This window comes from Martinezella lusitana, from assembly GCF_010668395.1.
Classification (GTDB): Bacteria; Pseudomonadota; Alphaproteobacteria; order Rhizobiales; family Rhizobiaceae; genus Rhizobium; species Rhizobium lusitanum_A.
The window spans coordinates 273,606-287,300 of the sequence record NZ_WUEY01000007.1 but is presented as its reverse complement, the minus strand read 5'-3'; the positions used below and the strand labels follow the sequence as shown (position 1 = coordinate 287,300).

The following is a 13,695-nucleotide window of genomic DNA, read 5'->3' as shown; positions in this document are numbered from 1 at the left end:
ACGGACAATGGACAATACCATCCTCGAAATGCGGAGCATCACCAAATCGTTCCCCGGTGTGAACGCTTTGGAAAATGTCAATCTGAAGGTCCGTCAGGGCGAAATCCATGCCTTGGTCGGGGAAAATGGGGCCGGCAAGTCCACCCTGATGAAGGTGCTTTCAGGCGTCTACCCGGCCGGCAGCTATGACGGCGACATCTACTATGATGGCGCGGTCCGCCAGTTCAAGACCATCAAGGACTCCGAAGAAATCGGCATCATCATCATCCATCAGGAGCTGGCGCTCGTGCCGCTGCTGTCGATTGCCGAGAATATTTTCCTGGGCAACGAGGTCGTCGCCAATGGCATGATCAATTGGCAGGAAACCTTTACCCGCACCAAGCAGCTGCTTTCCAAGGTAGGCCTTAAGGAATCTCCGAACACGCTCGTCACCGACATCGGCATCGGCAAGCAGCAGCTCGTCGAGATCGCCAAGGCCCTGTCGAAGAGCGTCAAGCTGCTCATTCTCGACGAGCCGACGGCATCGCTGAACGAAAGCGATTCCGATGCGCTCCTCAATCTCCTCATCGAGTTCCGCAACCAGGGCATCACCTCGATCATCATCACGCACAAGCTTAACGAAGTGCGCAAGGTGGCCGACGAGATCACGGTGCTGCGCGACGGCATGACGGTGAAGACGCTGAACTGTCATGAAGAAGAGATCAGCGAAGACATCATCATTCGCAACATGGTGGGCCGCGAACTGGCCGACCGCTATCCGCCGCGCTCGGTTCCGATCGGCGAGACCATCTTCGAAGTGAAGAACTGGAACGCCTTTCACCAGCAGCATCGCGACCGGCAAATCCTGCACGACATCAACGTCCATGTGCGCAAGGGCGAAGTGGTCGGCATCGCCGGCCTGATGGGTGCGGGACGCACGGAATTCGCCATGAGCGTGTTCGGCAAGTCCTATGGCCACAAGGTCAGCGGCGAAGTCTTCCTCGAAGGCAAGCCGGTCGATACCAGCACGGTGCGCAAGGCGATCGATGCCGGTCTCGCCTACGTAACGGAGGACCGCAAGCAGCTCGGCCTGGTTCTGTCGAACAGCATCCTGCACAATACGACGCTCGCCAATCTGCTCGGCGTTTCCAAGGCGACCGTCATCGACGACGTGCGTGAGCTGCAGGTGGCGACGAACTATCGCGCCAAGCTGCGCATTCGTTCGGCCGGCGTCTTCCAGGAGGCGGGCAACCTGTCCGGCGGCAACCAGCAGAAGGTGGTGCTGTCGAAGTGGCTGTTCTCCGATCCCGACGTGCTCATCCTCGATGAGCCGACGCGCGGCATCGATGTCGGCGCAAAATACGAAATCTATTCCATCATCAACCAGCTTGCCGCCGACGGAAAGGGCGTTCTGATGATCTCATCGGAAATGCCCGAGCTTCTCGGCACCTGCGACCGCATCTACGTCATGAACGAGGGTCGCATCGTCGCCGAACTGCCAAAGGCAGAGGCGAGCCAGGAGAGCATCATGCGCGCTATCATGCGCTCAGGGGAGAAGCATCAATGAGTTCGGCCAACCCAGCCACGGAAAGCAGCCACGTCGTTTCCATAGGCGACCATATCCGCAACAATATTCGCGAATACGGCATGTTGATCGCGCTCGTGGTCATCATGCTGCTGTTCCAGTATCTCACGAACGGCGTTCTGTTCAGGCCACAGAACCTGACCAACATCGTGCTGCAGAATTCGTTCATCGTCATCATGGCGCTCGGCATGCTGCTGGTCATCGTGGCCGGACACATCGACCTCTCCGTAGGCTCCGTCGTCGGTTTCGTCGGTGCGGTTGCCGGCGTGCTGGTCGTGCAGATGCACATGAATCTCGCGCTCGCCACGGTCATTTGTCTTCTGATGGGGGCCGCGGTCGGCGCCTGGCATGGATACTTCATCGCCTACCACCGCATTCCGTCATTCATCGTCACGCTCTCGGGCATGCTGGTTTTCCGCGGTCTGACCTATGCCATCATCAACACGACCGGCAACGGCAGCAGCATCGGTCCATTCCCGCCGGCGTTCCAGATCGTCGCAACGGGCTTCATTCCCGATTTTGCGGACATGGGCGGCATCCATTCGACATCGATTCTGCTGACCGTCGCCATACCGATCGTGATGTTCTTCCTGTCGTGGCGTCGCCGCAGCGTGAACGAGAAGCACGGTATCGATGTCGAGCCGTTCAGCTTCTTTGTCGGCCAGAATCTGGTGGTTGCGGCTGCGACCATCTTCATCGGCTACCAGATTTCCTCCTACAGAGGCCTGCCGAACGTTCTGATCCTCATGCTGCTGCTGATCGCTCTTTATGCGTTTGCCACGCAGCGCACCACGATCGGCCGCCGCATCTATGCCATGGGTGGCAACGAGAAGGCCACGAAGCTTTCCGGTATCGATACCCGCCGTCTGACCTTCTACACCTTCATCAACATGGGCATTCTTGCCAGCATCGCCGGCATCATCATCGCCACGCGCCTGAACTCGGCAACGGCCAAGGGCGGCGACGGTCTTGAGCTCGACGTGATCGCGGCCTGCTTCATCGGCGGCGCGTCTGCCTCCGGCGGCGTCGGCAAGGTGACCGGTGCGGTTATCGGCGCGCTTATCATGGGTGTCCTGAACCAGGGCATGTCGATCCTCGGCTACCAGACGGATTCCCAGAAGATGATCAAGGGTGCGGTCCTTCTCGCCGCCGTCTTCATCGACGTCTACAACAAGAACAAGGGCTGATCGCTCAAGCGACCAGCCGAAGCTTTTAAACCAAATCCATGACAGAGTCCGGCTCTCGCTGAGAGCCGGAACGGCAAACTGCATCCGATCTCTGTCCGTTAGGAAAGGATGAAATATATGCTCATCTCGCAGATCAAGGGTTCGAACGGCGAGATCGTCGTTGCCGTCCGCAACGGCCCCGGCGATATCGCCAAGGCCGTCGTCAACGGTGGCAGCGTCTACAAGCTTGCCCTGGAGGCCGCCGATAGCGGCAAGTCGCTGGCATCCGTCATCGAGGCGCATGGTCTCGGCGAGGTGGTCGATCTTGAAAAGGTCTATGCCGAAGGCCGTTTCCTGCCGCCGATCACCCATCCGGACGCTGCGCACCTGCATCTGACGGGCACGGGCCTGACGCATCTCGGCTCTGCCGCCACGCGCGACTCCATGCACAAGAAGACGACGGAAGCGGCCGAAGAGACGCTGACAGACTCCATGAAGATGTTCAGGATGGGCATCGAGGGCGGCAAGCCCAAGGATGGAGAAAAGGGTGTGCAGCCGGAATGGTTCTACAAGGGCAACGGCTACGGCGCCGCAGCCCCGGGTGCGGCGCTAGTGTCGCCGTCCTTCGCGCTCGACGGCGGTGAGGAGCCGGAGATGGCCGGCATCTATGTTATCGCCAAGGACGGCTCGCCGTTCCGCATCGGCTTTGCGCTGTCGAACGAATTCTCCGATCACGTCACCGAGCGGATCAACTATCTCTATCTCGCGCATTCCAAGCTGCGTCCCGCGAGCTTTGGTCCGGAAATCCGCATCGGCGCGGCGCCGGAGGATATTCGCGGCACGTCGCGCATCAGGCGCGGTGACAAGGTGATCTTCGAAAAGCCGTTCCTGTCGGGAGAGGCGAACATGTCGCACACCTTCGCAAACCTCGAATATCACCACTTCAAATACGGCCTGTTCCGCACCCCCGGCGACGTTCATGTCCATATGTTCGGCACGGCGACGCTCTCCTTCGCAGAAGGCATCAAGCCGGAAGCAGGCGATGTGTTCGAGATCGAAGTTGCCGAATTCGGCCTGCCGCTGCGCAATCCGCTGGCGGTTGCCGCCGAAGAGACCGTAGCTGTTCGCCAGCTGTAATTCGTCGAGCTCGGCCGCAAACGACCGGCCGGGCGTTTCCAACACGATCCAGGAAGGCATGACGCCATGACCATTCATCAGAATCTGATCGCCGGCGAGTGGACCGGTTCGACCGGTGCCGAAAACATCAACCCGTCTGACACCAACGAGGTCGTCGGCCTTTATGCCAGTGCCAGCGTTCAGGACGTCGCCGACGCCATCGCTGCCGCCAAGGCCGCCTTTCCGGCCTGGTCTCGTTCGGGCATTCTCGAGCGTCATTCCATCCTGAGGAAGACCAGCGACGAGATCCTGGCGCGTAAGGACGAACTCGGCGCGCTGCTCGCCCGCGAAGAGGGCAAGACGCTGCCCGAGGCGATCGGCGAGACCATCCGCGCCGCGCAGATCTTCGATTTCTTTGCCGGCGAGGCGTTGCGTCTTGCGGGCGAGGTGCTTCCCTCCGTGCGTCCGAATATCGGCGTCGAGATCACCCGCGAGCCGCTTGGCGTCATCGGCATCATCACGCCCTGGAATTTTCCGATCGCCATTCCGGCCTGGAAGATCGCGCCGGCGCTCTGCTACGGCAACACCATCGTCTTCAAGCCGGCCGATCTGGTGCCCGGCTGCTCCTGGGCGATCGTCGATATCCTGCATCGGGCCGGCCTGCCGAAAGGCGTGTTGAATCTCGTCATGGGCAAGGGCTCGGTTGTCGGCCAGGCGATGCTCGACAGCCCGGTTCTGTCGGGCCTCACCTTCACGGGCTCGGTCGGCACCGGCAAGCGCGTGGCGCTCTCCTCCGTCGAGCATGGCCGCAAGTACCAGCTCGAAATGGGCGGCAAGAACCCGATGGTCGTGCTTGACGACGCCGATCTTACAGTCGCCGTTGAGGCTGCTGCAAACTCCGCCTTCTTCTCGACCGGCCAGCGCTGCACGGCATCGTCACGCCTGATCGTCACCGAAGGCATCCACGACAAGTTCGTGGCAGCGCTGACGGAAAAGCTGAAGACGCTGAATGTCGACAACGCCATCAAGGCCGGCACCCATATCGGCCCGGTCGTCGATGCCAAGCAGCTGAAGACCGACACCGACTATATCGAGATCGGCCGCCAAGAAGGCGCCAAGCTTGCCTTCGGCGGCGAACTCATCAGCCGCGAGACGCCCGGCTTCTATCTGCAGCCGACGCTCTTCACCGAAGCGACGAACCAGATGCGCATCAGCCGCGAGGAGATCTTCGGGCCGGTTGCCTCGGTCATCCGGGTGAAGGATTACGACGAGGCGCTGGCGACCGCCAACGACACGCCGTTCGGCTTGTCTTCCGGCATCGCCACGACAAGCCTGAAACATGCGACGCATTTCAAGCGCAATGCCGAAGCCGGCATGGTTATGGTCAACCTGCCGACGGCGGGCGTCGATTTCCATGTGCCGTTCGGTGGCCGCAAGGGCTCGTCCTTCGGTCCGCGCGAGCAGGGCAAGTACGCCGCCGAATTCTTCACCACGGTCAAGACCGCCTACACGCTGGCCTGACCGCTTACTTCAAGACCCGGGCGCGAACGAGGCGGCCCGGGCGACGCAAAAGGTACTGAGACTATGAAGAAGAAAGCTGAATGGCCGCGCAGACTGCGCTCTTATGATTGGTTCGGCGGCACCGGCAAGAACGCGATCATGCATCGCTCCTGGATGAAGAACCAGGGCCTGCCGGCCGACACCTTCGACGGCCGCCCGATCATCGGCATCTGTAATACCTGGTCTGAGCTGACGCCCTGCAACGCGCATCTGCGCGATCTTGCCGAACGCGTAAAGCGCGGCGTCTACGAGGCCGGCGGTTTCCCAGTCGAGTTCCCGGTCTTCTCCGTCGGTGAAAGCACGCTTCGCCCGACGGCGATGATGTTCCGCAACCTCGCGGCCATGGATGTCGAAGAGGCGATCCGCGGCAATCCGGTCGATGGCGTCGTGCTGCTTGGCGGCTGCGACAAGACCACGCCGAGCCTGTTGATGGGTGCAGCTTCCGTCGATATCCCGGTCATCCTCGTGTCCGGCGGCCCGATGCTGAATGGCAAGTGGCGCGGCAAGGACGTCGGCTCGGGTACAGCGATCTGGCAGTTCTCGGAAATGGTGAAGTCCGGCGAGATGTCGCTGGATGAATTCATGGATGCGGAGCAGGGCATGGCCCGTTCGGCCGGCAGCTGTATGACCATGGGCACGGCCTCGACTATGGCGTCGATGGCCGAAGCGCTCGGCATGACCTTGCCCGGCAATGCGGCCATTCCGGCCGTGGATGCACGCCGCCGCGTCATCTCGCAGCTTTCCGGTCGCCGCATCGTCGACATGGTCAAGGAAGACCTGAAGCCTTCCGACATCCTGACCAAGGAAGCCTTCGAGAACGCCATCCGCGTCAACGGCGCAGTCGGCGGTTCGACCAATGCCGTCCTGCACCTCCTCGCGCTTGCCGGCCGCATCGGCGTCGACCTGTCGCTGGATGATTGGGATCGCCTGGGTCGCGAAGTGCCGACCATCGTCAACCTGCAGCCCTCGGGCAAGCACCTGATGGAAGAGTTCTACTATGCCGGCGGCCTGCCCGTCGTCATCAAGGCCGTGGGAGAGATGGGCCTGCTGCATAAGGATGCGATTACTGTCACAGGCGATACGATCTGGGCCGGTGTCAAGGATGTCGTCAACTATAATGACGACGTCATCGTCCCGCGCGAGAAGGCGCTGACGCAGTCTGGCGGCATCGCGGTTCTGCGCGGCAATCTCGCGCCGAAGGGTGCCGTGCTCAAGCCATCGGCCGCTTCGCCGCATCTGATGCAGCACAAGGGCCGTGCCGTTGTCTTCGAAAGCATCGAGGACTATCACGCCCGCATCAACCGCGACGATCTCGACATCGACGAGACCTGTATCATGGTGCTGAAATATTGCGGCCCGAAGGGTTATCCGGGCATGGCCGAAGTCGGCAACATGGGCCTGCCGCCGAAGGTGCTGAAGAAGGGGATCACCGACATGATCCGCATTTCGGATGCGCGTATGTCGGGCACCGCCTACGGCACCGTCATCCTGCACACGGCGCCTGAAGCTGCCGATGGCGGACCGCTGGCGCTCGTCCAGAACGGCGACATCATCGCCGTCGACGTTCCAGCCCGCACGATCCAGCTGGAAGTGTCGGATGAGGAACTGGCGAAGCGCCGCGCCGCCTGGGTTTCGCCGGTCAAGCCGCTCAATGGCGGCTACGGCGGTCTCTATGTGAAGTCGGTCATGCAGGCCGATACCGGCGCCGACCTCGACTTCCTCGTCGGCCCGCGCGGCTCGGAAATCCCGAACAATCGCGACAGCCACTGATATCGAGGCTTATGATCGGGCGAAGGGCGGAGCGTTGGTTCCGCCCTTTTGCTTTACTGGCTCTGGCTTTGCGTCTGTTCCTGGCTTGCGACCGTCACCTTAACCATGAGGGTTTCGCCGGGCGTGCCGATCCGCATGCCGGAGACGGGAGCAGCATCGCGATAGCACAGGCCCGTGGCGATGCGGACGTAGCGGGCGTCGGGGCACACGTCATTGGCGGGGTCGAAGCCGACCCAGCCAAGGCCGGGAATGTGCGCTTCGGCCCAGGCGTGCGTGGCGGCCTGCTCGTTCTTGCCGTCCATCATGAGATAGCCGGAGACGTAACGTGCCGGGATGCGCAATGCGCGGGCGCCGGCGATGAAGACATGGGCATGATCCTGGCAGACGCCGCTTTTCCTCTCCAATGCCTGCTCGGCGGTGGTTTCCGTGTCGCTGGTGCCGGGCTTGTATTCCACCGTCTCATGGATCGCCGCCATCAGCGCATGCATCTTGCCGAGGTCGTTGTCGCCGGAGATGCCGCGCAACAGATCCTTGGTCAGCTTGCCGGCCCTGGTGCGCGGTGAGTCGCGCAGGAAGAGCCAGAGCGGGCTAAAGGCGGTATGCTGCCCGAGGACGCCGTTGAGATCCTGCGTTTCGACTTCGCCCGAGGCAACGATCCTCGTCGCATCCTGCTGGCCGTCGAGCGAGACGAGCGTGATGCGATTGCCGAACTGATCGTCATATTCCACTTCGGGGCTTGCACCCTCGACAGACAGTTTCCAGTCGAGGACCGTCTGCCCGACACCCGTCAGCGGCGTCAGACGCAGACGCTGCAGCGAGAATTGCGCCGGTTGGTCGTAGCGATATTCGGTGATGTGGCTGATCGTCAGTCTCATGATGTTGTCCGCCTACTCATAGAACCGGTAGCCATCGGAAATCTCCGCGCCAAGCTTGTTGTTGCGGGCAACGAAATCCTCCAGGAATTCGTGCAGACCCTGGTCCATGATGCGCTTGACCGTCAGCCGCTGCAGGGACTGCCGGATCGCTTCGGCGGTATCGTGCGCCGGCAGCCGCGTTTCGTATTCGGCGCTGAGGTAGCCTATGTTGCTGACGATCTTGTCGTAGCAATAGGCAAGCGAGCGCGGCATCTGCCCGTTCAGGATCAGGAAATCCGCAATGTTGGCCGGCTTGTATTCGGGATCGTAGGCCCATTTATAGGCCCGGTGCGCCGAGACGGACCGCAGGATGGATTCCCATTGCGCATTGTCGAGCGAGGAGCCGACATGCGAGACGGAGGGCAGCAGCACGTAATATTTCACGTCGAGGATGCGGGCGGTGTTGTCGGCGCGCTCGATGAAGGTGCCGATGCGGGCGAAATTATAGAGCTCGTTGCGCAGCATCGAGCCGTGGAAGGCACCGCGGATCAAGCCCGCGCGCTGTTTGATGACGTCGATCGTCTCGGGCAGTTCGGCCGTTTTCAGCCGCTTGCCGAGCAGGGACTTCAGTTCGATCCAACATTCGTTGGTGGCTTCCCAGGTGTCGCGGGTCAGCGCCGTGCGCACCATGCGGGCGTTGTTGCGGCCATATTCGATGCAGGACATGACGCTCGACGGATTGGAGCGGTCGCGCATCAGATAATCGATCGCGTCCGTACCGGTCAGCTTGCCATGCACTTCGTCATAGGCTTCGCGCACGCCGGCGCTTTGCAGCACTCCGTCCCAATCGTCATCGACGGCATCGGCGCGCGTCAGCGACATGCGCTGACCGGCATCGACCAGGCGGGCTATGTTTTCTGCGCGTTCGATGTAGCGGAACATCCAGTAGAGGCCATTGGCGGTTCTTCCCAGCATGTCCGTTCAGTCCTCCAGAACCCAGGTGTCTTTGGTGCCGCCGCCCTGGCTGGAGTTGACCACCAGCGAGCCTTCCTTCAATGCCACGCGGGTGAGCCCGCCAGGGATGATCCGCACCTTGTCCGATACCAGTACGTAAGGGCGCAGGTCGACGTGCCGCGGCGCGATGCCCTTATTGACGAGGATCGGCACCGTCGACAACGACAGCGTCGGCTGGGCGATGTAGTTGTTGGGTCTGCTCTTCAGCTTCTCGGCAAATTCCGTTCGCTCCTTCTTCGTGGCCGTCGGCCCCACCAGCATGCCGTAGCCGCCGGAGCCATGAACTTCCTTGACGACGAGGTCGGCAAGATTATCAAGCACATATTTCAGGCTGTCTGGCTCCGAACAGCGCCAGGTCGGCACGTTTTCGAGGATCGGCTTGCGGCCGGTGTAGAATTCGACGATCTCCGGCATATAGGAATAGATCGCCTTGTCGTCGGAAATGCCGGTGCCGGGCGCGTTGGCGATGGTGATGTGGCCGGCGCGATAGACATCCATGATACCGGGAATGCCAAGCGCCGAATCCGGCCGGAAGGTGAGGGGATCGAGGAAATCGTCGTCGACGCGGCGATAGAGCACGTCGATGGCCTCGTAGCCGCGCGTCGTGCGCATCTTCACCTTGCCGTCGATAACGCGCAGGTCCGAACCTTCGACAAGCTCCACGCCCATCATGTCGGCAAGGAAGGAATGCTCGTAATAGGCGGAATTGTAGATGCCCGGCGTCAGCACCGCGACGCGCGGCTTGCCGGTGCAGCCGGGAGGGGCGAGCGAGGCGAGGCTCTGGCGCAGCTGCAGCGGATAGTCCTCGACCCGCCGTACCTTGTTCTGGTGGAACAGTTCCGGGAACATCTGCATCATCGTTTCGCGGTTTTCCAGCATGTAGCTGACACCGGACGGCGTGCGGGCATTGTCCTCGAGCACGTAGAACTGGTCTTCGCCGGTGCGCACGATGTCGGTGCCGACGATATGGGTATAGACGCCACCCGGCGGCCGGAAGCCGATCATCTCGGGCAGGAAGGCATCGTTCCGCTCGATCAGCTCACGCGGGAGGCGCCCGGCGCGGATGATTTCCTGCTTGTGATAGATGTCATAGAGGAAAGCGTTGAGGGCGATGACACGCTGTTCGATGCCCTGGGCGAGCTTGCGCCATTCGCTGCCTGATATGATGCGGGGGATGATGTCGAAGGGGATGAGCTTTTCGGAGGAGTCTGCGTGTCCGTAGACCGCGAAGGTAATGCCCGTTTTTCGGAAGATGTTTTCCGCATCGCGGGATTTGGCAATGAGGTGGCCTCTATCCTGGCCCGAGTACCACTCGAAGTATTTCTCGTAAGGCGCGCGCGGATTTTCATCCGCAGTTATCATTTCATCAAATGCCAAAGGTGCGGTCCCCGTATTTTTCACTCATTTGAATACAACAGTTTTGACAATGCAAGAACTATGCGCAGTTGCCCCTACGAATTTCGCCGGGCCGAAAAAACGGGGGATTTGCATGCATTTAGCGATAGAGCGGTTTTTACTTGCCGAGCCGCGCCTTTCGGGGCGGATCAAAATTTAAGCATATGCTTCTTTTGCAGACGGAGCTCGGGGGTTGCGGATCGGCGTCGCCGAGCCTTGGCGACGACCCGTTTGGCGTGAAGAAAAATTGATTGCTGTTTTCGGCAGATCGATTTTGACCACGCTGTTGCCATCGGCTATCAGCCTGCAGCCCCCCCGCGCGCCATCCCGAGTTTATCCCCGATTCCGGCTCCCGCGCATCACACGTATATCGGTCCGATTTCCATGTCCCTCGATAAGCTCGCGCCGGCGATTTTCGTCCTTCTCTGGTCCACCGGCTGGATCGTCGCCAAGTATGCCTCGATGCATTCGGGTCCGTTCACGTTCCTGATGATGCGCTATGCGCTGTCGGCACTTGCTTTCGTGCTGCTCTGTTCGCTGACCGGCGCCAAATGGCCGCGCGATTGGTCGAGCGTGTTTCGTGCCGTCTATTCCGGTATCTTCCTGCACGGCATCTACCTGGCTTGTCTCTGGTGGGCGATCGCCGAGGGCGTGCCGGCCGGCATCTCCGGCATCATCGCGGCGCTGCAACCGCTGATGACCGCCATGGCGGCGCCGTTTCTCGTCGGCGAACGGCTGCAACCCATCCAGCGTGTCGGCCTGCTGCTCGGCTTTCTCGGCATTGCCATTGCGATTTCGCCAAAGCTGCTGATGCCGGAAACAGCCGATCTCTGGCAATCCGCCGTCCCGCTGATCGTCAATCTGCTGGCAATGGTATCGGTGACCTACGGCACGCTCTACCAGAAGCGGCATCTGCAAACCGGCGACCTGCGCACCATCGCGACCCTGCAGTATGTCGGGGCGTTGATCGTCACCGTGCCGCTGGCCTTCATATTCGAGGGCCTTCGTTTCGACGGCACGCAGACGGCGATCCTGTCGCTGCTCTGGTCGGTCTTCGGCCTGTCCATGGGCGCCGTCGGTCTGCTGCTCTATCTCATTCGCCGGGGGCAGGTATCGCGCGCCGCATCGCTGATCTACCTGATGCCGCCGGCCGTCGCCATCGAGGCGGCGATTGCCTTCGGCGAGCCGCTGACGCTGCCGATCATCATCGGCACGGCGGTCGTGGTGATCGGCGTCTATCTGACCAACCGGCGCACGGCGGATGTGGTGCCGGAATAGATTGTTTCATCCGGAACAAAAAAAAGGGGGCCAGAGGCCCCCTTTTTATCGTGTTAGGCACGTTCGCGGCGCTGGCCGCCATTGCCGGGGCCGCGACGCTTCGTGCGGCCGTTGCCGCCGTTGCGCTGTTCGCCCTGGCTACGCTCTTCGCCATGACGGCCCGCCGGGCGGCCATGGGCGTGGCGCTGTCCGCGGTGAGCAGCGCCCTCATGAGCTGCGCCATTGCCATTCGCGGAGTTGCCGTGATGCGGCTTGCGTGCCGGACGGAAATCGGACGTCGATGCGAGATCGTTGTCCACTTCCGGGCGCGGCGTCTGCTCGTTGCGGCGCTGGCCGCGGAAATCGGCGTTGCGGTTGTTTTCGCGCGGGGCGCGGCGTTCCTGACGCTCTCCGGCCTGGCCGCGGGCTTCGCCGTTCTCATTGTCGAAGAAGGGACGACGGGCCGGGCGGGCAGGACGGCCTTCGGCACGACCCTGACCTGCGCCACGACCTTGTCCCTGACCCTGGCCACCACGGCCCTGACCGCCGCCGCGGTTGTTGCCGCGAACGGGACGGCCGCGATCGGCCGGAGCCTCGCCGCTGGCAACGGCAATTTCGATGCCCATCAGGCGCTCGATGTCGCGCAGCAGGCGGATTTCGTCCGGGGCGCAGAAGGCGATGGCGATGCCGTCGCGGCCGGCGCGCGCGGTACGGCCGATGCGGTGGACATAGGCATCGGGCACTTCCGGCAGGTCGTAGTTGTAGACATGCGAAACGCCGGGGATATCGATGCCGCGAGCAGCGACGTCGGTGGCGACGAGAACGCGGATTTCGCCGTCACGGAAGGCCTTGAGCGCGCGCTCGCGCTGACCCTGGCTCTTGTTGCCGTGGATGGAGGCGGCGGCAAAGCCGACATGATCGAGATGCTTCATCAGCTTCTCGGCACCATGCTTGGTGCGCAGGAAGACCATGGCGCGGCCATCCGGGTTCGCGGAAATCGTTTCCTTGAGGATCTCGGTCTTGTGGTTCTGGCCGGAAACGAAGTGGACATACTGCTCCACCTTGTCGGCTGCCTTGCCCGGAGGCGACACTTCCACCTTGACCGGGTCGGTCAGATAGTCGGAAGCCAGATCGGCGATCGCCTTCGGCATGGTGGCCGAAAACAGCATGGTCTGGCGCTTGGCCGGGACCATCTTGGATATCTTGCGCAGGTCGTGGATGAAGCCGAGATCGAGCATCTGGTCGGCTTCGTCGAGGACGAGGTGGGTGACATGGCCGAGCGACAGGGCGCGGCGGCTGATGAGATCGAGGAGACGGCCGGGCGTGGCGACGAGGATGTCGGTGCCGCGTTCAAGCTGAAGCTGCTGCTTGTTGATCGACGCACCGCCGACGACGACGTTGATCTTCAGCGGCGTCTTGCGGACGAAGAGCTTGAGGTTATCGGCGATCTGGTTCACCAGTTCGCGGGTCGGAGCGAGGATGAGCGTCCGGACGGTACGGTTGTCGGGGCGCTTGGCGTCCTTCAGCAGCATTTCGATGATCGGCAGGCCGAAGGCGGCCGTTTTGCCGGTGCCGGTCTGGGCGAGGCCGATCAGATCGCGGCCCTGGAGAACGAGCGGGATCGCCTGCGCCTGGATCGGCGTCGGCGTCGCGAAGTTGTTCTGCGACAGCGTATCTACGATCTGCTTGGAGAGACCAAGCGAGTGAAAATCGGTCAATTCAATACCTTTCGGGGGCGCCAAAGCAAAAAGGCCGGATCGCACCATGCGGTCCGGTCTGTCTCTGGCGTCAAGAACCCCGCGTGAAGTGGGAACTTGTAAGTTGGAAAAAGCTTTCCAGCGCATCTGACCGCCTTGGGTGCGGTCTCATTATCTAAAGCGCTTTTGTCCCTCTCTTGCGTACATATTGTCCCGCAGGGCACGCTCACGCGGCGGCCGGAAGGTGAAAGCTGAGGCGCATTTGGTCTTAATTGCCGCCAAAGTCAAGGGGTGTGAGCAAA

General features: G+C 61.7%; 10 protein-coding genes. 6 read left to right on the top strand and 4 right to left on the bottom strand.

Annotation, left to right across the window (positions count from 1 at the left end; translation table 11 throughout):
• Nucleotides 1–7 precede the first annotated feature (7 nt).
• The 5 genes from mmsA to araD all read left to right on the top strand — a co-directional run bounded on the left by mmsA (nt 8) and on the right by araD (nt 7,176).
• Complete coding sequence (mmsA, locus tag GR212_RS18390) at nt 8–1,546, top strand: multiple monosaccharide ABC transporter ATP-binding protein (protein WP_163988057.1); 1,539 nt, start codon at nt 8–10, stop codon at nt 1,544–1,546.
• Entirely contained in the window at nt 1,543–2,751 is a 1,209-nt protein-coding gene (mmsB, locus tag GR212_RS18385; protein ID WP_163988055.1) for a multiple monosaccharide ABC transporter permease, read from the top strand. Before mmsA ends, mmsB begins: the two co-directional genes overlap by 4 nt.
• A gap of 117 nt (nt 2,752–2,868) precedes the next feature.
• Entirely contained in the window at nt 2,869–3,867 is a 999-nt protein-coding gene (gene araD1, locus GR212_RS18380; protein ID WP_163988107.1) for an AraD1 family protein, read from the top strand.
• Nucleotides 3,868–3,933: 66 nt separating this feature from the next.
• Nucleotides 3,934–5,367, top strand: coding sequence for an aldehyde dehydrogenase family protein (locus GR212_RS18375; protein ID WP_163988052.1), 1,434 nt, complete (start codon nt 3,934–3,936; stop codon nt 5,365–5,367).
• 63 nt (nt 5,368–5,430) lie between these two features.
• Nucleotides 5,431–7,176 carry an L-arabinonate dehydratase gene (gene araD / locus GR212_RS18370; RefSeq protein WP_163988050.1) on the top strand — a complete coding sequence of 582 codons (1,746 nt, stop codon included), beginning with the start codon at nt 5,431–5,433 and terminating at the stop codon, nt 7,174–7,176.
• Between the two features lie 53 nt (nt 7,177–7,229).
• Here araD and GR212_RS18365 read toward each other — a convergent pair whose 3' ends face one another.
• Genes GR212_RS18365 through GR212_RS18355 form a run of 3 tightly spaced genes read right to left on the bottom strand, consistent with a single transcriptional unit; the run spans nt 7,230 to nt 10,421 of the window.
• Nucleotides 7,230–8,051, bottom strand: coding sequence for a transglutaminase family protein (locus GR212_RS18365; protein ID WP_163988048.1), 822 nt, complete (start codon nt 8,049–8,051; stop codon nt 7,230–7,232).
• A gap of 12 nt (nt 8,052–8,063) precedes the next feature.
• Complete coding sequence (locus GR212_RS18360; RefSeq protein WP_163988046.1) at nt 8,064–9,005, bottom strand: alpha-E domain-containing protein; 942 nt, start codon at nt 9,003–9,005, stop codon at nt 8,064–8,066.
• A gap of 6 nt (nt 9,006–9,011) precedes the next feature.
• Nucleotides 9,012–10,421: a circularly permuted type 2 ATP-grasp protein gene (locus tag GR212_RS18355; protein WP_163988044.1), complete on the bottom strand. Its 1,410-nt coding sequence runs from the start codon at nt 10,419–10,421 to the stop codon at nt 9,012–9,014.
• A 402-nt stretch (nt 10,422–10,823) separates the two neighbouring features.
• On the opposite strand from GR212_RS18355, the gene GR212_RS18350 reads away from it, so the two are divergent.
• On the top strand, nt 10,824–11,717 hold the full coding sequence (locus tag GR212_RS18350; RefSeq protein ID WP_163988042.1) for a DMT family transporter: 894 nt from the start codon (nt 10,824–10,826) through the stop codon (nt 11,715–11,717).
• 53 nt (nt 11,718–11,770) lie between these two features.
• Here GR212_RS18350 and GR212_RS18345 read toward each other — a convergent pair whose 3' ends face one another.
• Nucleotides 11,771–13,462, bottom strand: a complete 1,692-nt coding sequence (locus GR212_RS18345) for a DEAD/DEAH box helicase (protein WP_163988039.1) — start codon at nt 13,460–13,462, stop codon at nt 11,771–11,773.
• Nucleotides 13,463–13,695: the final 233 nt, after the last annotated feature.

Coding starts and splice junctions, on each gene's coding strand:
- mmsA (WP_163988057.1), top strand. CDS start 8: ATGGACAATACCATCCTCGAAATGCGGAGCATCACCAAATCGTTCCCC.
- mmsB (WP_163988055.1), top strand. CDS start 1,543: ATGAGTTCGGCCAACCCAGCCACGGAAAGCAGCCACGTCGTTTCCATA.
- araD1 (WP_163988107.1), top strand. CDS start 2,869: ATGCTCATCTCGCAGATCAAGGGTTCGAACGGCGAGATCGTCGTTGCC.
- GR212_RS18375 (WP_163988052.1), top strand. CDS start 3,934: ATGACCATTCATCAGAATCTGATCGCCGGCGAGTGGACCGGTTCGACC.
- araD (WP_163988050.1), top strand. CDS start 5,431: ATGAAGAAGAAAGCTGAATGGCCGCGCAGACTGCGCTCTTATGATTGG.
- GR212_RS18365 (WP_163988048.1), bottom strand. CDS start 8,051: ATGAGACTGACGATCAGCCACATCACCGAATATCGCTACGACCAACCG.
- GR212_RS18360 (WP_163988046.1), bottom strand. CDS start 9,005: ATGCTGGGAAGAACCGCCAATGGCCTCTACTGGATGTTCCGCTACATC.
- GR212_RS18350 (WP_163988042.1), top strand. CDS start 10,824: ATGTCCCTCGATAAGCTCGCGCCGGCGATTTTCGTCCTTCTCTGGTCC.
- GR212_RS18345 (WP_163988039.1), bottom strand. CDS start 13,462: ATGGTGCGATCCGGCCTTTTTGCTTTGGCGCCCCCGAAAGGTATTGAA.